General features: G+C 63.2%; 16 protein-coding genes and 1 CRISPR repeat array. Of the genes, 6 read left to right on the top strand and 10 right to left on the bottom strand.

The window, feature by feature from the left end:
• The first annotated feature begins 59 nt into the window (after window positions 1–59).
• Window positions 60–3,391: direct repeats of the CRISPR family, unit length 32 nt; unit sequence GTTTCGATCCACGCCCCCGCGCGGGGGGCGAC.
• Between the two features lie 177 nt (window positions 3,392–3,568).
• The 7 genes from cas2 to L2A60_RS10535 all read right to left on the bottom strand — a co-directional run bounded on the left by cas2 (window position 3,569) and on the right by L2A60_RS10535 (window position 11,571).
• The gene (gene cas2, locus L2A60_RS10505) at window positions 3,569–3,859 is read right to left on the bottom strand and encodes a CRISPR-associated endonuclease Cas2 (RefSeq protein WP_235704336.1); all 291 of its coding nucleotides are present in this window, start codon (window positions 3,857–3,859) and stop codon (window positions 3,569–3,571) included.
• Window positions 3,860–3,864: 5 nt separating this feature from the next.
• Window positions 3,865–4,899 (bottom strand): type I-C CRISPR-associated endonuclease Cas1c, encoded by a 1,035-nt coding sequence (gene cas1c / locus L2A60_RS10510; protein ID WP_235704337.1) that lies wholly within the window; start codon window positions 4,897–4,899, stop codon window positions 3,865–3,867.
• A 2-nt stretch (window positions 4,900–4,901) separates the two neighbouring features.
• Complete coding sequence (gene cas4 / locus L2A60_RS10515; protein WP_235704338.1) at window positions 4,902–5,537, bottom strand: CRISPR-associated protein Cas4; 636 nt, start codon at window positions 5,535–5,537, stop codon at window positions 4,902–4,904.
• Complete coding sequence (gene cas7c, locus L2A60_RS10520; RefSeq protein ID WP_235704339.1) at window positions 5,534–6,499, bottom strand: type I-C CRISPR-associated protein Cas7/Csd2; 966 nt, start codon at window positions 6,497–6,499, stop codon at window positions 5,534–5,536. The genes cas4 and cas7c overlap by 4 nt, the downstream gene beginning before the upstream one ends.
• Window positions 6,496–8,244 carry a type I-C CRISPR-associated protein Cas8c/Csd1 gene (cas8c, locus tag L2A60_RS10525; RefSeq protein ID WP_235704340.1) on the bottom strand — a complete coding sequence of 583 codons (1,749 nt, stop codon included), beginning with the start codon at window positions 8,242–8,244 and terminating at the stop codon, window positions 6,496–6,498. The genes cas7c and cas8c overlap by 4 nt, the downstream gene beginning before the upstream one ends.
• Window positions 8,241–8,921 (bottom strand): type I-C CRISPR-associated protein Cas5c, encoded by a 681-nt coding sequence (gene cas5c, locus L2A60_RS10530; protein WP_235704341.1) that lies wholly within the window; start codon window positions 8,919–8,921, stop codon window positions 8,241–8,243. Before cas5c ends, cas8c begins: the two co-directional genes overlap by 4 nt.
• Window positions 8,922–9,318: 397 nt before the next feature.
• Window positions 9,319–11,571, bottom strand: coding sequence for a CRISPR-associated endonuclease Cas3'' (locus L2A60_RS10535; protein WP_262312680.1), 2,253 nt, complete (start codon window positions 11,569–11,571; stop codon window positions 9,319–9,321).
• Window positions 11,572–11,943: 372 nt separating this feature from the next.
• On the opposite strand from L2A60_RS10535, the gene L2A60_RS10540 reads away from it, so the two are divergent.
• The 5 genes from L2A60_RS10540 to L2A60_RS10560 all read left to right on the top strand — a co-directional run bounded on the left by L2A60_RS10540 (window position 11,944) and on the right by L2A60_RS10560 (window position 16,120).
• The gene (locus tag L2A60_RS10540; RefSeq protein WP_235704343.1) at window positions 11,944–12,150 is read left to right on the top strand and encodes a hypothetical protein; all 207 of its coding nucleotides are present in this window, start codon (window positions 11,944–11,946) and stop codon (window positions 12,148–12,150) included.
• A gap of 539 nt (window positions 12,151–12,689) precedes the next feature.
• Window positions 12,690–12,932, top strand: coding sequence for a type II toxin-antitoxin system VapB family antitoxin (locus tag L2A60_RS10545; protein WP_235704344.1), 243 nt, complete (start codon window positions 12,690–12,692; stop codon window positions 12,930–12,932).
• Entirely contained in the window at window positions 12,932–13,321 is a 390-nt protein-coding gene (locus L2A60_RS10550) for a type II toxin-antitoxin system VapC family toxin (RefSeq protein WP_235704345.1), read from the top strand. The genes L2A60_RS10545 and L2A60_RS10550 overlap by 1 nt, the downstream gene beginning before the upstream one ends.
• Window positions 13,322–13,591: 270 nt before the next feature.
• Window positions 13,592–15,271 carry an energy-dependent translational throttle protein EttA gene (ettA, locus tag L2A60_RS10555; protein ID WP_235704346.1) on the top strand — a complete coding sequence of 560 codons (1,680 nt, stop codon included), beginning with the start codon at window positions 13,592–13,594 and terminating at the stop codon, window positions 15,269–15,271.
• Window positions 15,272–15,583: 312 nt separating this feature from the next.
• Window positions 15,584–16,120, top strand: coding sequence for a GNAT family N-acetyltransferase (locus tag L2A60_RS10560; RefSeq protein WP_235704347.1), 537 nt, complete (start codon window positions 15,584–15,586; stop codon window positions 16,118–16,120).
• Here L2A60_RS10560 and L2A60_RS10565 read toward each other — a convergent pair.
• The 3 genes from L2A60_RS10565 to L2A60_RS10575 form a co-directional block, all read right to left on the bottom strand.
• Window positions 16,111–16,944: an MBL fold metallo-hydrolase gene (locus L2A60_RS10565; protein ID WP_235704348.1), complete on the bottom strand. Its 834-nt coding sequence runs from the start codon at window positions 16,942–16,944 to the stop codon at window positions 16,111–16,113. The two genes, L2A60_RS10560 and L2A60_RS10565, sit on opposite strands and share 10 nt — an antisense overlap.
• Entirely contained in the window at window positions 16,944–17,105 is a 162-nt protein-coding gene (locus L2A60_RS10570) for a hypothetical protein (protein WP_235704349.1), read from the bottom strand. Before L2A60_RS10570 ends, L2A60_RS10565 begins: the two co-directional genes overlap by 1 nt.
• A 139-nt stretch (window positions 17,106–17,244) precedes the next feature.
• Window positions 17,245–18,147 (bottom strand): glycosyltransferase family protein, encoded by a 903-nt coding sequence (locus L2A60_RS10575; RefSeq protein WP_235704350.1) that lies wholly within the window; start codon window positions 18,145–18,147, stop codon window positions 17,245–17,247.
• 45 nt (window positions 18,148–18,192) lie between these two features.
• Between L2A60_RS10575 and pcp the strand changes: the two genes are divergently transcribed.
• Window positions 18,193–18,831, top strand: a complete 639-nt coding sequence (gene pcp / locus L2A60_RS10580; protein ID WP_235704351.1) for a pyroglutamyl-peptidase I — start codon at window positions 18,193–18,195, stop codon at window positions 18,829–18,831.
• Window positions 18,832–18,991: the final 160 nt, after the last annotated feature.

The following is an 18,991-nucleotide window of genomic DNA, read 5'->3' on the forward strand; positions in this document are numbered from 1 at the left end:
CACGCCCCCGCGCGGGGGGGCGACTTGGCGATCATGGGATGCTTTGAAAGCCACAAAGTGTTTCGATCCACGCCCCCGCGCGGGGGGCGACGGCCGGCGGTCGAATAGACGATCGGATAGTCGTAGTTTCGATCCACGCCCCCGCGCGGGGGGCGACCACGGTGGTATTCCGTGGTGTTGACGCCGCCGAGGTTTCGATCCACGCCCCCGCGCGGGGGGCGACCATCGCGCTTCCCGCCGAGGCCAAAGCCGATTGGGTTTCGATCCACGCCCCCGCGCGGGGGGCGACTCGAGCAGAACGCGCCGCACCCGAGGTTGTAGATGTTTCGATCCACGCCCCCGCGCGGGGGGCGACCTGCGAGAACGTCTTGATCAGGCCCGGTTCGGTGTTTCGATCCACGCCCCCGCGCGGGGGGCGACGTGCGATGTCAGCGCGGTCCAGGCAATAGCCGAGTTTCGATCCACGCCCCCGCGCGGGGGGCGACGTGCATGGTGTGGTCGTCCCGGAGTGGGTCGTTCTGTTTCGATCCACGCCCCCGCGCGGGGGGCGACCGCCCGATCTCGATCCATTTATCGCGCCAAGCAGGTTTCGATCCACGCCCCCGCGCGGGGGGCGACCTTGGCGGATTCCTCATGCGACGGCGGCGTCGAGTTTCGATCCACGCCCCCGCGCGGGGGGCGACTCGTCTCATCGTCCTTCGGCCTGAGCCCGATCTGGTTTCGATCCACGCCCCCGCGCGGGGGGCGACTCAGAAACGTCCATCACGCCACCGCAATGCAGTCGTTTCGATCCACGCCCCCGCGCGGGGGGCGACCTGTGGGCGCTGATCGTCTCGCAGCCCAGCCTTGTTTCGATCCACGCCCCCGCGCGGGGGGCGACTTCGGGCACACCGATGACAGCGGCGATCTGACGGGTTTCGATCCACGCCCCCGCGCGGGGGGCGACGCCCGCGTTTAACGCGGGATTGGCGGCTGCGCTGTTTCGATCCACGCCCCCGCGCGGGGGGCGACCTTGCATGATCCGCGCGCTCGATGTATGCCGCAGTTTCGATCCACGCCCCCGCGCGGGGGGCGACTTCCTTATCAGTCATGGCTTTGCTCCTTTTTGTGTTTCGATCCACGCCCCCGCGCGGGGGGCGACAGGAAACGCGTGTAATTATAGTGTAGATAGATTGTTTCGATCCACGCCCCCGCGCGGGGGGCGACCACAAGACAACGGCGCCGTTCTGTCTCTCACTGGTGTTTCGATCCACGCCCCCGCGCGGGGGGCGACCGGCCGCTTTTGGCACCCTTGGCATCACCCAGCCGTTTCGATCCACGCCCCCGCGCGGGGGGCGACCTCGACCACGATGAGACCTACGGCACGCTCTATGGGTTTCGATCCACGCCCCCGCGCGGGGGGCGACTCCTCGCCACGGTATCAGGGCAGACGGCACAGACCGCGTTTCGATCCACGCCCCCGCGCGGGGGGCGACAATCGCAGCAGACCTCTGCAGCCGCCTCCGTGGCGTTTCGATCCACGCCCCCGCGCGGGGGGCGACAACCGTCCTGTTCGTTTGGCTGATCGGCAACCAGTTTCGATCCACGCCCCCGCGCGGGGGGCGACCACCGCGACTCGCTGGCAGTGCGCGAGATGATAGTTTCGATCCACGCCCCCGCGCGGGGGGCGACTTATGCGAGGGCCAGTGCCAAGGCGCGCAGCGTAGTTTCGATCCACGCCCCCGCGCGGGGGGCGACACGATCCCCATGCCGATCCGGCCAGCCAGCGCCGCGTTTCGATCCACGCCCCCGCGCGGGGGGCGACCGCACGAGGGCGAGCCATATGGCCACGTCACCCGTTTCGATCCACGCCCCCGCGCGGGGGGCGACTTGCCCTCGGCTGCCGTGCTGATCGGCGAGTCGCTGTTTCGATCCACGCCCCCGCGCGGGGGGCGACTGGCCGGCCGTCGTGATCTCTGAATGGAAACTTTTGTTTCGATCCACGCCCCCGCGCGGGGGGCGACACGGCGCTCAGGTGCAGGCGGAGCAGATTGCCGCGTTTCGATCCACGCCCCCGCGCGGGGGGCGACGATCATCGGGGTTGGGAATATCGAAAATCTGTATGTTTCGATCCACGCCCCCGCGCGGGGGGCGACAGAGGCGATGCGTTTAGCGCTCGATTGTGGATTAGTTTCGATCCACGCCCCCGCGCGGGGGGCGACCTGATAATCGGCCGCGCCGTCGGGAAACTCAGCCTGTTTCGATCCACGCCCCCGCGCGGGGGGCGACCCCAGCCGGTGCACGAACAGAGACGGACATCCGTGTTTCGATCCACGCCCCCGCGCGGGGGGCGACTTGTGTTGATCTGGAACCAATCGACCGCATACCAGTTTCGATCCACGCCCCCGCGCGGGGGGCGACCCGCATCGAAGCATGCCTCGACATACTCCGAGCAGTTTCGATCCACGCCCCCGCGCGGGGGGCGACGGTCATTTCTCGCATCACCAACGGCGCCGTCACTGCGTTTCGATCCACGCCCCCGCGCGGGGGGCGACTCCCCATGCTTTCTACAAGACCGTCATCTACAAAGTTTCGATCCACGCCCCCGCGCGGGGGGCGACCGCGCACTGGACACCGACAATCTCTACGGATCGGTGTTTCGATCCACGCCCCCGCGCGGGGGGCGACGTGTCGCCAATAACGTGCTCGCGCTTCCGTTCCAGTTTCGATCCACGCCCCCGCGCGGGGGGCGACCCCAGCCGGTGCACGAACAGAGACGGACATCCATGTTTCGATCCACGCCCCCGCGCGGGGGGCGACCCCAGCCGGTGCACGAACAGAGACGGACATCCATGTTTCGATCCACGCCCCCGCGCGGGGGGCGACATGACAGCCTCCTGACGTCGCTCTCGAATATCGCGTTTCGATCCACGCCCCCGCGCGGGGGGCGACTTCGCGCTTCGGCCGCCTCGAATTGCACCCCGAGGTTTCGATCCACGCCCCCGCGCGGGGGGCGACCAGACGCTCTATGCTTTGTATCGTGCGGCGCATGTTTCGATCCACGCCCCCGCGCGGGGGGCGACACGCGCTCGGCGCCTATGGTGTGAGTGTTCGGAAGTTTCGATCCACGCCCCCGCGCGGGGGGCGACCCCGCATCGCCGAAATCGAATGGAGACCCCATGCGTTTCGATCCACGCCCCCGCGCGGGGGGCGACACCGCATGAGGTTGTCTTGTATCGGCAGATCATGTTTCGATCCACGCCCCCGCGCGGGGGGCGACGTCGATCAACTTGTCGTTGATCCACCAAGCCGACGTTTCGATCCACGCCCCCGCGCGGGGGGCGACGCGCGATTCTGATCCGCCTGGCTTCGCTTACTATGTTTCGATCCACGCCCCCGCGCGGGGGGCGACGGCCTTGTTGTATCCGCAGAACTGCGCTTCGTCATCATTACCATTTGCGCGAACCTGGCCAATACAACCGGCGCACGGCGCCCGTAACCGGCGCCGCTAAAATATCCTATTCATTTGTCAAAGAATTTTACTCCGCGAACCCGCCCGGAAAATGCCGCTCGCTACAGGTTCGCGCGGCTAAAACAGCAGCGGGCCTTCCAGGTCCAAGTCAGGTTTCGCACCCACATGCTCCACGCGCCGCCGCCCCTCGGCGCCAAGCCGGTAAAAGCGCAAGCTATCCTCCGCCGGCAGGATTTCGGCAATCAGCCGGGTGCGCAACGCCACCCATTGCGCCGGGTCCACCTCGCACTCAAACACCGAGTTCTGCACGCGCTGGCCGTAGTCAAGACAGGCACGCGCCACCCGGCGCAGGCGCCGCCGGTCCGCTACGGTCGTCGTGCCAACATCATATGTAATGAGCATCAACATCGCCGCTATTTCCAGATGAACGCCGGGTAGCCATCCATATCGCCGCGCAGATGCCGTGCCAGCAGCTGGGCCTGGATGTGAGGAACCAGGCCCAGCGTAACCTTCTCGTTTAAAAATGGGTGGACGAGTTCATCCTTCTTGCGTTCTTGGTAGGCTACCAGCACGGTTTTGCGGGCCTCATCCGTCAACCGCACGGCGCCACCATCTTCAAAGACAAAATCCTTCGGCGTAAGCTGACGGCGATTGATGAGGCTGAGCACCAAGCGGTCCGCCAGGACAGGGCGGAATTCCTCCATCAAATCCAGGGCGAGGCTTGCCCGGCCAGGGCGATCAGCGTGAAGAAACCCCACCTGCGGGTCCAGCCCCACGCCCTCCAGCGCCGATCGGCAATCATGCCCCAACATCGCGTACAGAAACGAGAGCAGCGCATTCACGGCGTCCAATGGCGGGCGGCGGGTGCGCACCGAGAATGAAAAATCGCTGCTGCGGATGAGGTGATTGAAGACACTGAAGTACACCTGCGCGGCCTCGCCCTCCAATCCGCGCAACAGAGCGACGCCGTCATTTTGCAGTGCTCGCCGGGCAACATCCGAAAGCCGCGCCTCGGCGCCCGTCAGCGCCTCGCAGGCTTCAGACGCAAGCGTTTCACCATGATCTCGCAGCGCCCGGCGAACAACGGCGCGCTGGTTGGCCGTCTTGGCCGCGACGATTCCCTGTACAATGGAAACCCCGCGCGCCGGGTCGTCCGCCAAGCGATATTGGCCCCGGCGAAGCAGAACATTGCCGCTGCGCACCCCTTCCAAACGGGCCAGGAAGCGGCCATTCGGATCGAGCAACGACACGCAGATGCCCGCTTCGGCACAAGCCGCCAGCGCCGCCGGAGATGCACCAGCCCGCCCGAAGCAAATCAACCCCGAGAGCATGTGCAGCGGCGCGCGGCCCAGTTCCTGTCCCTTCGCCTCCACCACCAGATTTTCGCCGTCCTTGCGGACCCAGGCGTTCTCCGTGGTCACATAGATGGTGTTGAGATGCCGCCGCATGACTACCGCCCTATTTGCCGTACAAGCCAAGCCGTGATGCGGGGTGGCGTTTGCAAGGCCTCCGGCGCGCACAAATCATGCAGCGAGCAGTTCGCACAGCTTGGCTTGTACACAGGCGGCGGCGTCTGACCGGACGCCAACAGGGCACGGGTTTGCCGGGCGATTTCCTGCGTCAGAGCGCGAAGCGTGTTATCGAAGGCAACTTCAATACGCCGCCGCGTGGCGCCGTAGAACAAGGCCCCTTGTGGCACGGCGCAGTCAAACATCTCCTCCAGGCAGATCGCCTGCGCGCAAAGCTGCACCTCGTCAGCCCGGTGCGCCTTCGGCCGGCCACGCTTGTACTCCACCGGATAAGGCTGGCCGCCGTGCATCTCCACCACGTCCGCTTTGCCCGCCACGCCCAGCGAAAAGGAGCGCAACGTGAGTGAACGCAGGATTTTAACGCCCTGGCGCCGCTCCGGCGGCCCCGTATCGGCGCGCTGGTGCAGAGCGCGCCCTTCCGCCGTCGCCGAATCCTCGGCCCAAAGCCGCTCCACGTGGATGAGCGCGCATTGCCTCGGGCAAAACAGAAAATGCTGCAAAGCCGAGAGCGGTATCAGCGCCTCTTCCTGCGCCTCCGTTCCCGGCTTCAGGCTCACCGGTCGATCAACTCCACGCCAGCGGGCAGGTTGTCGCGGTCCACACGAATTTCATAGTCATCGAAGCTGCGGGCCGGCGGCCAGTTGTCTGTGGCATCGTCGCCAATCGCGTGGGTGGCCCCTTTGTAGCGGCGCAGCGTGGTGACCCGCCCGAACAGTTCGTGCGAAGGGGCATTGCCCAGAGCGGATTGATGCCGGAAGATGAACAGCTTGCGCTTTACCATCTCGCCACGCGCGGCGGAGCGGTCATGCTCGAACATGTTCTGGTCCAGCGCCTCGAACAACACGTCCAGGTCTTCTTGCGTAAAACCCGTGCCCTTGGTGTCGTGTGAGGCGAGAGGCGCGGAGACATAGCCATGCACCCGATACAACCCGTAAGGGATGATGTGCTTGCGGCCCATGGTGCGCTTGTCACCGCGCTTCTCGTCATCGCCTTCGGTGAACTCTTTCTTTTCCTTCTCGCTGGTCGCCGCCATACGGGTGATGGAGATTTCCAGCGGCAACACTGGTTCCACGGACTCCGCGAAGCTCAACTGTACGGGACCGCGCACCTGGCCGCAATTAATGCCGGTGGAGAGCACGCCGCCGAAGGCGCGAATGTCGAAGAAATTTCCGCACATGAATTTGCGCAGCTTCAGCGCATCATCATCGTTCTTCGGCGAAAGCTTCGTTGCCGTTTTCACCTCCTTGTAATCAGGGCATTCCGCAATATAGGCCTCGCGGTGCTTCTCGTTCAGCACCGCACCCTCCGTAACATAAATGCGGTAGCGCGGCTGGTTCTCCCGGCTCAGCTCCACCCAGTTACGGATTTTGCGCTTCAGGCACACATCCGTAACCAAGCCCCTGCTGGTCTCTGGATCCAGACGCGGCATGTTGCCAGCGTCCGGATCACCATTCGGGTTGCCATTGGTCACGTCGAAAAACAGCACGAAGTCGTGCCGCTGTGTCAGGGGCGTGCTCATTTATTGTCTCCCTCTTCCTGTTGCGCGGCTTCGCTCTGACTACGTGGCGCCCGCTCATGGTAATAGCCGACAGCGAAACGTCCTTGCGCTTCCAAAGTCAGCGTTTTCGGGAGAGCCGGATCAAGATGCGAAAAAATTTCTTCCAGACGCCGCTCGATCCACCAACCTTTGTTGCGCTTTTGCGCATCTGAAATGTGATTGCGGGCGTTACGCAATAGCGGACCAAACACACGCGCCGGTGTGGCTGAAGCCGCGCCGTAATATCTGTCAGCAATGGAGGCATTCACCTTACCTAACGCCTCTTTTTGCGCGCCAACCAACACGGCGAATAGCCGCCCTAATTGATACGCTTGATCGCGGGACTCCGGGTTGAGGGCCACGGGCAGCTTCTCCTTTTCCGAAACACTTTGGTTAATACAGGCTTTGATGACGGCGGCGTGCCAACCGGAGAGCGAATCGCCCGCACGCAAGCGCATGATGACGGCGGTAAGCAGCGTGCGTGGATAGGGGTGCCCGGCCAGAACGGCCCTGGCCGTCTCCCCGGCCAGCAGCGGCGGCACGTTCTCGGGTTTTTCCTGCAAGGCCGTTGTACGGACAAGCAAGTAACGGATGGACGGCGGACGGTTCCACGGCGCCGGTTCGATATTTAGTGCCTCAAAATGTTTAGCCAGACGCGCAAAGAAGTTGCCGAACGTATCCACCAGCCAGAAGCGCACGGCGAGCCGCGCCGCGTTGGGGGCAAGGCCCAGGATGTAAAAGCGCGTGCCCGATTGTAGACCCGGAAATGCACTCGGCGGGCGCCCCGCGCGAATGTCCACCAAGGCATCGCGCAGTTTAGTCGCCTCGGATGGATCGTCCGGTGGCTCCATGCCCATTGCCATCGCCATTTCGGCAGCGGCGGCGGCTTCCTCGCCAAATCCCTGAGCATCCGCCCAGAAGGCGATGGTGGTGTCGCCGATCTTAAGCCGGTTGCTACTGCCACGGTCCAGTAGCCGGTTCAGCGCCGTACCGTAACGGAACGCCGCCTGCACCGAGGTTGGCGCGTTGGCGCCACTATCCGCGCTGTAGGAAGTGAAAGCATCTGCGTTGTACGAAACGAGCCGCGCTCCGGAACTCTGCGCACCGTCCACCCCTTGGATCGCCGGGTGTAGCCGTTCGATTGGTCTTTCCTCACCCGTCACCAAGCAGATGCCGGTTTTCCAAACCTCTCCCGGCTCTTCGATCAGCCGCTGCGCCGCCGGGCGCTCATGCAGATATTCAAGCTTTCCGCCAGTCAACCCAAACACGACATTCCTGTCGAGCATATCGGGCAAAAAGCGCGCGTCTCCCTCAAAATCTTCCGGCTTCCACGTGTTGAGAAATGCCAGCAACGCACAAAGGCCCGCATCGTCCGAACCCACCAGGCGCTCGCGGTGCAAGCGAACGAATTCAGCGTGCTCCTTTTCAAAGAAACGGATCGCTTTCTTATCCTTGTCGCGCCCGACGCCCAGCGTGTAAGCGGTTTTGTCCCACAAGAAATTGCTGGAAATACCAGAGGTCCGAATGACCTCCTGCGGCACGGAAAGCCTGCGCGGTTGTGGCTTCTTGCCGCTGTAGTCGTTCAAGTCATCGACCTTTGCAATGCTTCCATCCGGGTTCAACCACACGCAAACCTCGATGGACTTGCGCGAATACCCCGGCGGCTCGGCATCCCCCCGCTCCGCCATGCGAACATAGTAATGGTTAAGCGCCTGTAGAACGGTCATGCCGTCAGCCCCTCAGCCACCAGTTTAGCAACGTTCAGCACGCCATCCTCAAGCCGGCCACGGAAAAAACGGGAGGTGTTGTCCTTGGCAAAGTCGATGTCGTGCAACATCCAGCCCAGGTCGCGGTTACGGTCCGCCTCCGGTAGCTCATTGACTGGTAGCAATGCACCTTCCGGGACCAAAGCGAAATTTGCGGCGAATTCCCGCGTGCCCAGGCAAGGGCGATGAAAACATTGCCCCGTCTCCGCGCGCCGGTTGAACATGGAGATGTGCTTGGCCTCGGTGTCTTCCGGGCCGGCCTTATCTGTGAGGGTGAAATGCGCTTCAATAACGTAGGCCACATGGCGCAGCAGCGTGGTGGAGCGCTGCGTGCCGTGTGGCGCTCCAGCAGAAAGGGACAACCCCTTGAGGTCGCCGCGCTTCATTGCGCTGCGCGCCGTCGATTCGGAGATTTTGTTGTTCACTTCGTTGCGGCGGATGGTCTGAAAGCGGATCGGCTTCAGCACATGAATCCGGTCCACCTGCCAAAGGATGGCGGGCTTCCAGTGAATCGCCTCCAGAATCCCCCGCGCGGCGGAGGGCGTCATCACGTCATAGGAGACGCGCTCAACCTTCATCTCTGGGCGCGTGAAGCAGGCATAATCGCCCCAGACATGCAAACGGACGCCATAACTCATGATTGGACGCTCCGAATCGCTCTACTTGTAAGGGAATTGTTGACGGAATTTTACCAAACTTCAATCCCGACGCTTTGGTCCTGGTAAATTCTTTGTTGGCAGTGCCCGTTGAGCGAAGAGAAAATTGCCCCCGACATTTCTGTCAGGGGCTTTTGCGCGTCAGTTGCAAACGAGATTAACACGTTTCGATCCACAGGCGGTCTCACGCCGCCCGACTATTATGGGCTCAATTTCGACTTCGAGATGAAACGCGCCAATACTTAACCTGATTGTCAGCTTTTGACGTCGACGCATTTGCCCAGCCTCCTTTTGGCCAGGAAGCCTGTTTGCCACATGCGCGGAACCGGGTCAATGTTCTTGCAAAGGAAATTAACACGAAGATTATATTGGACGGATGTTAAAGAACATTCTCCTCCGCTCCTCGCTCCCATGGATCATCCAGACTCAGCCCACTTACCTCGTCATAAAGACCTGCACTTTCCACCACCATAAACCGCTCGTCATAAGCATCTGGCCGCACTGGCTGGATGCCCCCGCTCTTGCGCAGCCCCTGCCACACGTCCTCGGGCACCGGCACGGTATATTGCTGAAGCTTCTGCAGCGTGCCGCGCGGCGGCACCGGGGCATGACGCAATGCTTCCAGCGCCTCTCCGGCGCCGCCGCGCCAATTCACGATCACGTTGCGCATCCTGTCATCAATCAACCGGAACGCTTCGGCAATGCTGGCGAAGGGAAAGTCCGCACCGCTCTCAGCCACGGCGCGCAGCACGCCTGGGAACTCTCCTACCGTGAGTGCATCCAGCTGGTCTGGCCCCTTATTGAAGTAAAGCTCCTGGAAATAGCCTTGTACCGCTTCCAGCCCCAGTGGGTCCGGCATCTTCAGCGGCCCCTCGGCGGCCTGAGAAAATGCACGGAAGGCGCGGGGCGTCTTGTGGTCAGCCGGCTCAAACACCACCACCCGGCCCTTCTCCGGCAACTTCCCTTCCCTATTGCACCGCCCCGCCGCTTGCGCGATTGAGTCCAGCCCCGCTTTCGCGCGCCAGACCTCGGCGAAGTCAACGTCCACTCCGGCCTCAATCAGGCTGGTCGCCACCAGACGCACCGGGCGCGAATTCGCCAGGTCGTCACGAATTTGCACCAGCACTTCGCGCCGATGGGCGGCACACATCAGCGTCGTCAAATGCCGCGCGCTTGGCAGAGCGGCAATCAACCCAAACAGCGCCTTGGCATGGGCGCGGGTATTCACGATGCACAGCATCCGGTCCTGTTTCACGAACCGGGCGGCAATTTCAGCATCCGTTACCGGCGCCGGCAAAACCTCAACCCGAACGCGCTTCAGGGCTGCAAACAAGGCTTCGGGGTCAGGGGCCAACTCACGCTCCGGGCCGATGTCAAACCCGAGTTGCCGCTTGTCTTTCATGCGTGGCAAGGCATTATCCTGGCGCCGCCAAGCGGGCTGCGTGGCCGTACACAACACCACGCTGGCGCCGTAATTCAGCGTCAACTCCTCCAATGCCGCGAGACAGGGCCGCAGCACGGGTAAAGGCAATGTCTGGGCTTCGTCCAGCACGATCACGCTGCGCGCGATGTTGTGCAGTTTGCGGCAGGCGGAAGGCCGTGCGGCAAACAGGCTCTCGAAGAACTGCACCGCCGTGGTCACGATGACCGGCTCCGCCCAATTCTCCGTCGCATTACGGAGTTTCTTAACCCCATCCGGGTCGGCCTCCTCTTTCGCCTTGTTTCCGTCAAAACCGCTATGGTGCTCCAGCACGTCCGCATCGCCCAGGGCGTTCTTGAAGACCTGTGCCGTCTGTTCGATGATCGAGGTGTAGGGGGCAACGTAGATAACCCGCCGCAACCCGTGCTTCGCCGCGTGCTCCAGCGCAAAAGAGAGAGACGCCAGGGTTTTGCCGCCGCCGGTGGGGACCGTCATGGTAAAAAGACCAGGGGCTAAGGCGGCGCTCTCACGGGCACGGGACAGAATTTGGTTGCGAAGCCTGTTCAACTCTCTGGCCTTCTCTGTGGCTTTCGCCTGGGCAAATTTCGCCATGAAGTCCGCAAGGCGGGCGTGCAGATCAGGAGTGGCGGCGAAACCATCCCGCGTTTTGGCGGCGGCGGGATCATAGAAGGCCTCCGTGGCGAGAAAATCCGCGTCCACCAGGCAAGAAAACAGCATCCGCACAAAGAAGGACTGCGTGAAATACTTCTCCGGGTTTCGCCGGTTTGCATCCTTACCCCAGTCAGGCAGCGCCAGCGAGGGGAGCGAGCCAGTATAGGCTTCCCACCCCGTGTATTTCTCCAGCTTCTTTCGCAGCCGCTCGTTCAGGGATTTGCCGTCCGCAAGACCGGCATGGTGCCCCGCCACGGCAAAGGCCAGAAAGCGCCCTAACGGCCCAAATTGCTGTACCGCTTCCACAGCGCCCGCAGTGCTATGGTCGGGGCTGACGCCCCTGCCACGGATATAGGACTGGTAGGCGTCCGACGCCTTGCCGATGTCGTGTAACAACCCAGAAGCTTCCCCCCAGTTTGCCAATTTGAGCGGCTCGCCGAAATCGTGTGTCATTTTGGCGACTTCCCGCAAGTGATCTCCCAGCGGTTCCCAGCAGGTTTCATCGGTTGTTCTCGGTACGGAGTGGGCAAAGCGGAACACGCCAAAAGCCTACCATTCAACCATTGGTGGCGGAAGCTTTTGAGCGACGGCGGCGCTGCGGCGGTTTGAGTTTTGCCATCCCTACGATATTTTACGGGGGGCAAGCCCCTGGTTGCACTTTTACCTTGGCGCTGCGCAATAATGACCGCAATGGTAGCTTCCGGGACAATATGGCGCTAATGACCAGTTACAGGGCCAGTTACTGTTTGCCCCTCGCGCTAACCTTGGAGGTTTTGACGCATGTTGAACCGGCCACCGCCGCATACGGAGGCTGAGATTCAAGCTCTGGTGGATGAGTTCGCGGCCTCGTACGAGCCGGGGGTGACAATCCTGACGGCGTGGTTCCGGCTGCAAGCGCCTCGGATAAATGGGTTGCTGGACGCACATTGGAAATGGGCGGAAATCGCCGCGATTCTGACGCGTGCGGGGGTGATTTACGGCACGGGCAAACCCTGGACGGTGGAGGTTCTGACGGCGACCTATCATCGGGCCAAGAAGCCACTCAAATCGTCAAAGCCCCGTTGGCCTGCCGCGAGTGACATGCCGGCTTCGCCGAATGAGCCCTCGAAATCCTCGTAAAACAGCTTTCAAATGGTTGGATATGGAGAAGGTGCAAAACCTGAAACTACCCATCTATCTACTCGGATAACTGCCTATATAACTCACGCTATAACTACCTATATTACTGCATATGAAACTGCCAATATAACTACCTAAGTAACTGGGTAATACCGGCCGTTAGGTGTGGTATTGGGTTATGTTTCTACAACAGACCAAGGAATGCAAGCGCATGCTGCGATATTGCAATGACGCCGCCGATCGCGCCACCGCGTCATTCACCTCCCTTCTGATCTTGATTCTCCCTGCATGTGCTCGGCTGTGCAAGGCCGCTCGCCGTGCTCGCCCGTCGGGCTGCGCGCGTCTGCGCGCCGTCCGCGGCGGTGGCCGCTGCGCGTCCATCCTTTGACGGCCTGCGCGCATTGCGGGTTATTGTTCCCAGGGACGGGACAAGGAACGGGGGTTTGCCGGTCCGAACAAAGAACGGCTGTTGCTGCCATGACAAATGTGCCATTATATGGTACAAATAGAATAATTACGTTTGAATTGGGACCGCCGCTATGAATCTACAAATACGAGACCCTCGTGCGCGCGAGCTTGCCAGACGAATTGCGCAGCGCCGCCACATCTCCATGACCGAGGCTGTTGTTGAGGCCCTGGAAGCGGAATACCGGCGCGTGGCCGCTCGGCAATCTCTCGCAGAGCGTTTAGGTGCTATCGCGGACGAACTTGCCGCTTTGGCCAAGCCAGGCGGGCGGGATATGACGAAGGACGAGATCGACGCGATGTGGGGTCATCCCTGATGTTCATCGACACGTCGGTCATCGTCGCGATCCTTTCCAAGGAGCCCGATGCAACCGAATTTGCGAACAAGATCGAGGCGGCGGAGTGCTGCACGTCGGCTTTGGTTATTCTGGAAGCTGCCATGAGGCTTTCAACAAAACTGGGGATTGATCCGGTTGAGGTGGAACAGCGGATTCAGGCTCTCTTGGACGAGGCCAGAATCAGGCTCGCACCGATGGATGCGAGAACAGCCAGCTTGGCGGTGAAAGCTTTTGCCGATTATGGAAAAGGCAGGGGCCATCCCGCCCAGCTCAACTTGGCAGACTGTCTCTCTTATGCTTGCGCCAAGGCGCAAAACATCCCGCTCCTCTACAAAGGGAAGGACTTTTCGCACACTGATTTGGGGTAAGCGTTACCTATCCTCACCCCGCGATGGCCCGATCTGCCCCGGCAGCAAGGAGAAAGATCAAGCCCTGTAACTGGTGCCAGAATTATGCGAATACCGGCGCCATGTGGACCCAAACCCCAAATTCGCCCGTTGGCTGGCCTGTAACCGGAGCGCCCAGAGCCCGAGTGGCGGCACATGAAACAGCCCAATACCTGAGATCATTGCGATTTCGACCTGCACAGATTCTACACAGGCCGAAAAACGCTAAAATTATTTAAGGAAATCAACATCATGCCCAGCTATCAATACGTCTACGTGATGAAAGACCTCACCAAAGCCTTCCCCGGCGGGCGCGAGGTGTTCAAGGGAATCACCCTGTCCTTCCTGCCCGGCGTGAAAATCGGCGTGCTCGGCGTCAATGGCGCGGGCAAATCCACCCTGCTCAAAATCATGGCCGGGATCGAAAAGGAGTTCGGCGGCGAAGCCTGGGCCGCCGAGGGGGCCACCATCGGCTATCTGTCGCAGGAACCGCATCTCGACGCCGGCTTGACGGTGGGAGAAAACGTCGCGCTCGCCTTCGCCGAACTACGCGCGGCGATCGCCCGGTTCAACGCGATCTCGGAAGAATTCGCCGAGCCGATGGACGACGCCAGGATGAACGCCTTGCTCGCCGAGCAGGCGGAATTGCAGGAGAAAATCGACGCCAAGGACGGCTGGGAACTCGACCGGCGGATCGATATCGCGCTCGACGCGCTGCGCTGCCCGTCGGCCGAAAGCGCGGTCACCAATCTTTCGGGCGGCGAGCGCAGGCGGGTGGCCTTGTGCCGGCTGCTGCTGGAAAAGCCCGATCTGCTGCTACTCGACGAACCGACCAACCATCTCGACGCCGAATCGGTCGCCTGGCTGGAAAAAACCATGCGCAACTATGCCGGCACCGTGATCGTGGTGACCCATGACCGGTATTTTCTCGAAAACGTCACCAACTGGATTCTCGAACTCGAACGCGGCCGCGGCTATCCGTTCGAGGGCAATTACACCTCCTGGCTGGAGCAGAAGCAGAAGCGGCTGGCGCAGGAAGAGAAAGAGGAATCCGCCCGCCAGCGCGCGCTCAAGGAAGAGCGCGAATGGATCGGCGCGTCGCCCAAGGCTCGGCAGGCGAAAAGCCGCGCGCGCATCACCCGCTACGAGGACATGCTGGCGAAATCGCAGGAGCAGGTGTCGGGCGTCGCCGATATCGTCATCCCGCCCGGCCCGCGCCTGGGCGGCACCGTCATCGAGGCGGAAGCCCTGCGCAAGGGCTTCGGCAACAACCTGCTGATCGACGGCGTGTCGTTCAAGCTGCCGCCGGGCGGCATCGTCGGCGTGATCGGCCCGAACGGCGCGGGCAAGACCACGCTGTTCAAGATGATTACCGGCGCCGAACACCCGGATTCCGGCACGTTCAAGGTCGGCGATACCGTCCGGCTCGGCTATGTCGATCAGTCGCGCGACAGCCTGAACGCCGACAAATCGGTCTGGGAGGAAATCTCGGGCGGCACCGACGTGATCCATCTCGGCAAGCGCGCGGTGCCGTCGCGCGCCTATGTCGGCGCGTTCAACTTCAAGGGCGCCGATCAGCAGAAGAAAGTCGGCATCCTCTCCGGCGGCGAGCGCAACCGCGTGCATCTCGCGAAAATGCTCAAGGGCGAACACAACGTCATTCTGCTGGACGAGCCGACCAACGATCTGGATGTCGATACCCTGCGCGCGCTCGAAGAGGCGCTGATGGAATTCCCCGGCTGCGCCGTCATCATCTCGCACGACCGCTGGTTCCTCGACCGTCTCGCCACCCATATCCTCGCCTTTGAAGGCGACAGCCACGTCGAATGGTTCGAAGGCAACTTCGAGGCCTACGAAGAGGATAAACGCCGCCGCCTCGGGGCCGACGCCACCGAACCCCACCGCATCAAATATCGCCCCCTGACACGGTGACACGCCGATGCGGGGTGTGCATGGGCGCATGGGGCTCCCCCTTCAGGCGCTTTCCATTGGCTTTCGCCAATGGAACCTTGGCGCCTTCCGCCCCATACCCCGCCAGAGGCTCCGCCTCTGGACTCCGCTAAGGGCTAGGCCCTTAGAACCGGGATTTGCGGCTCAGGACAGGCGGGGCCAGAACGTGCTCGTCGTGAGCGTTAGCCCCGCCTGCCCTGAGCCGCAGTTCTGGATTCCAAAGGCTCGGCCTTTGGTGGGGGTTCAGGGGGCAAAGCCCCCTGATGGGGATCAGGGTGAAACCCCGCGCGACCCATGAGCAACCCGGCATGGTGTGTCGCCACGGCCAGGCTGCGGTTGGAGCCGGTGGGGTGGGGGGATTTGGCGGATCTGGTGGCGTTGAAGACCGATCCGCGGGCGTTCGCGATGATGCTGGGCGGGGTGCGGACGCGCGAGCGCGTGGTCGAGGAGTTGGCCGAGGATGTTGCGGCGTGGGGTGCGCTGGGGTTCGGGATTTGGGCGGTGCGGGGGCTGCACACCGGCAATTTCCTGGGGATGACGGGTCTGGCGGAGCGGCCGGATCAGCGCGGGATTGCGCTGCGGTTCGCGTTATGGCCGGAGGTTCGGGGGGCCGGGCTGGCGCGCGAGGCGGCGGGTGCCGCGTTGCGCTATGGCCATGGGCAGGCGGGGCTTGGGCGGATCGTGGCCGTCGCGCGGGCTGACAATTTCGCCTCGCGCACGGTTCTGGGCGCGATCGGCATGGTCGAGTGCGAGGAGTTCGTGCGCGATGCGGTGCCGATGCTGGTGTATGAGAGTGTCGCGGAGCGGAGCGACGCGCAGGGTCAGGGATAGTGGCCGTCGATCGCGGCGAGGTAGCGTGTGGCGGAGCGGCGGAGCGCGGTCTTGGCGTCCTGGGCGATGACGGAATGCCACCAGCCGCCGTAGATCCGCTCGAAATCGTAAGGTTCCAGCGTGGCGGCGATGCGTTCGACCGAAGCGCGGCCGAGCGGAATATAATTCGGATAGCTGCGCAGGAAGCTGACATAGCGCGTGTCGGCGGCCACACTCGCGATATCGGCGGTGAGCAGGACGCCGCGCCCATCCGTGCCGTCGCGCCAGTGCAGCACGGTCGCGCCCTCGAAATGGCCGCCGGTGTTGATCAGGGTGACGCCGTCGAGAATTTCGCTCGTCTCGCCGGACCAGAAGCGGATCGCGGGGTCGGGACGGGCGACCGAAGCGCGGTCGGCGGCATGGACATGGATCGGCGCGTCGCCGAAGGCGCGGCTCCAGTCCACCATGGTCGCGTGGAAATGCGGGTGGGAAATGGCGATCGCCGCGATGCCGCCGAGGGCCGTGACGATGTCGCGCGTAGCGGCGTCGAGCAGGCTGATGCAATCCCACAGGATGTTGCCGTTCGGGGTGCGGACCAGCAGGGCGCGCTGGCCGATCGCGAAATGCGGCTCGGTGCCGATGCCGGTGAGGTTCGGTTCATGGTTTTGAAAGCAATTGCGGTGGCCGTTTGCCAGCGCGTCCATCGTGGTCCAGCGCTGGCCGCCGGTGGGCACGTATTGGCGTGGATCGGCGCAGATCGCGCAGAGGTCCGGCGGCTGGGCCGAGGCGTTCGTCTGCACGCCGCAGGTGGCGCAAATCCAGGCTGGTTCCGGCATCGCGGACATCACTCCTCATTCCCCGGAGCGTCGCGCAGCCGATTGACCAGATCGAGGATGATCGTTTCGTCCGTCTGTTTTGGCAGAAGCGGAATGAAATTGCGCTGCGGGCGGGCGGCATCGCCGGTTCTTTTGGGCACGGGATCGTCCATGGTTCGGGGCGGTTGCATCGGCGCATTCCGCCTCATCTTTCGGTCGGTGTCACCTAAAAAGCTGACACCGTCGTCCGATTTCGCCTTGACCAGTGTGGTGGATTGCATCGGCGCTTTCGCGCCTCGCAATGACGGGGCCGACATTCGGGGTGCGAACTCAGTCGGCGAAAAGGTGTGCGCGCATGAAGGTCAGGTCGTGGGTGCGGGGCGCGTTGGTGCGCTGGTAGGCGGCGAGTCTGCCCGCCACGCGGTGCAGCCGGAGCGCGAGGCCGATATCGACCATTTGCATCCGTTCCCCGAGATCGGTCAGCCAGGCGACGTAGCGGGGGACATGGGCGTCGCACAGCGCGCCGATGGCGCGGGAGGTTGGGTCGGACCAGTTCCAGTGCCTGTCGGCGATGGCTTCGATGCCGCCGAGCTTGGGGCCGTGGAAATGCAGTACGCCGGCGCGCGGGTCGTGCGGCCAGTAGGGTTTTGCGTTCAGGCCGGGATCGAGCCGGTCCCAGTGGCCGCGGAAGGCCTGGTTGAGCGCCACCTGGTCGTCGTAGGTTCGCGCATCGGCCTCCGCGAAGCGGGCGCGCAGTACCGTCTCGAAGGCGGGCTGGCTCGACCGCAGCGCCGCCAGGTTCAGCACCATCACGCCGGAATTGAAGTAGTTCCAGACATCGGGCGCGAATTCGGGGGCGGCGGCGAAGACGCGCGGGCGGATCGCGCCCCAGTCGACCGGGCGGAGGAAGGCGATGTCGCAATCGGTATAGAGGGCGAAATCGGCGTCCCGGTCGATCAGCGGGATGGCGAGGCGCAGCCAGTGGCCGAGCGAATGGGCGCGGAACGCGCCGCGCGCCTCGGCCACGCGCATCGCATCGAGGCAGGGCGGCTCGGCGTCGATGACCGTGACGCCGTGCCGCTCCATCCAGCGGGTGAACTCGTTGCGCGCGCCGTGATAGAGCAGGCGGGGTTCGAGCGTGCCGGCGAGGGCTGCGGAGCGCACCGCAAGCCGGGCATGCAGGCCGGCATCGCCGTCGCTGCCGCCCTCGTCGATCGCGAAATACCAGCGCATCGCCGATTCATCGCATGATCGGGGCGCATCTTCTATAGCTGAGCGATGCGCATTCTGGTCACCGGCTTCGAGCCGTTCGGCGGCGATGCCGTCAATCCCTCGGCGATCCTGGCGGAAACCCTGGCGGCGACGCCGGTTTCAGGGGCGGCGATCGTTTATGCCATCCTGCCCTGCGCCTTCGCGCCGCTGGGGGCAACGCTGAATGCGGCGATCGCGGCCTATCGGCCGGATGTCGTGCTGGGATTCGGGCTGGCGAGCGGGCGGAGCGGGGTTTCGCTCGAACGAGTGGCGATCAATGTGATCGATGCGCGAATCCCGGACAATCTTGGGGCGCAGCCGATCGACGAGCCGGTGATCCCCGGCGGCCCGGCGGCGTATTTTTCCACCCTGCCGATCAAGGCGGCCTGTGCGCTGCTGGGCGAGGCGGGGATTCCCGCCACTGTGTCCCAGACCGCCGGCACCTTCGCCTGCAACGCCGCGTTCTACCTCGCCCGCCACCGCGCCGAGGCGACGGCGATCCGCGCCGGGTTCGTCCATGTGCCGTGCCTGCCGGACATGCCGGATGCGCTGGGCGGCGCGCCGTCGCTCGATCTGCCGAGCCTGCGCGAGGCCGGAATCCTGATCGTCAAAGCGTGTCTTGAATGCAACACAGACCGGCGAATTGCGGGGGGTTCCATCGCATGACGTTGCCCGGTCTGCTTCTCTTGGCTAGACCCGTCATGTCATAGAACAGACATAAAAAAGCCCCGCCGGGGAAACCGGCGGGGTAAGTCAACAGGGAGGCTTCACGTCTGGGAGACGTTGGGATCCGAAGATCCCCATCCGGCCGGTCAGGGCCGGATAG

It is taken from the genome of Acidiphilium iwatense (assembly GCF_021556475.1).
Taxonomy (GTDB): domain Bacteria; phylum Pseudomonadota; class Alphaproteobacteria; order Acetobacterales; family Acetobacteraceae; genus Acidiphilium; species Acidiphilium iwatense.

Coding starts and splice junctions, on each gene's coding strand:
- cas2 (WP_235704336.1), bottom strand. CDS start 3,859: ATGTTGATGCTCATTACATATGATGTTGGCACGACGACCGTAGCGGAC.
- cas1c (WP_235704337.1), bottom strand. CDS start 4,899: ATGCGGCGGCATCTCAACACCATCTATGTGACCACGGAGAACGCCTGG.
- cas7c (WP_235704339.1), bottom strand. CDS start 6,499: ATGAGCACGCCCCTGACACAGCGGCACGACTTCGTGCTGTTTTTCGAC.
- cas8c (WP_235704340.1), bottom strand. CDS start 8,244: ATGACCGTTCTACAGGCGCTTAACCATTACTATGTTCGCATGGCGGAG.
- cas5c (WP_235704341.1), bottom strand. CDS start 8,921: ATGAGTTATGGCGTCCGTTTGCATGTCTGGGGCGATTATGCCTGCTTC.
- L2A60_RS10545 (WP_235704344.1), top strand. CDS start 12,690: ATGAATCTACAAATACGAGACCCTCGTGCGCGCGAGCTTGCCAGACGA.
- L2A60_RS10550 (WP_235704345.1), top strand. CDS start 12,932: ATGTTCATCGACACGTCGGTCATCGTCGCGATCCTTTCCAAGGAGCCC.
- ettA (WP_235704346.1), top strand. CDS start 13,592: ATGCCCAGCTATCAATACGTCTACGTGATGAAAGACCTCACCAAAGCC.
- L2A60_RS10560 (WP_235704347.1), top strand. CDS start 15,584: ATGAGCAACCCGGCATGGTGTGTCGCCACGGCCAGGCTGCGGTTGGAG.
- L2A60_RS10565 (WP_235704348.1), bottom strand. CDS start 16,944: ATGTCCGCGATGCCGGAACCAGCCTGGATTTGCGCCACCTGCGGCGTG.
- L2A60_RS10570 (WP_235704349.1), bottom strand. CDS start 17,105: ATGCAACCGCCCCGAACCATGGACGATCCCGTGCCCAAAAGAACCGGC.
- L2A60_RS10575 (WP_235704350.1), bottom strand. CDS start 18,147: ATGCGCTGGTATTTCGCGATCGACGAGGGCGGCAGCGACGGCGATGCC.
- pcp (WP_235704351.1), top strand. CDS start 18,193: ATGCGCATTCTGGTCACCGGCTTCGAGCCGTTCGGCGGCGATGCCGTC.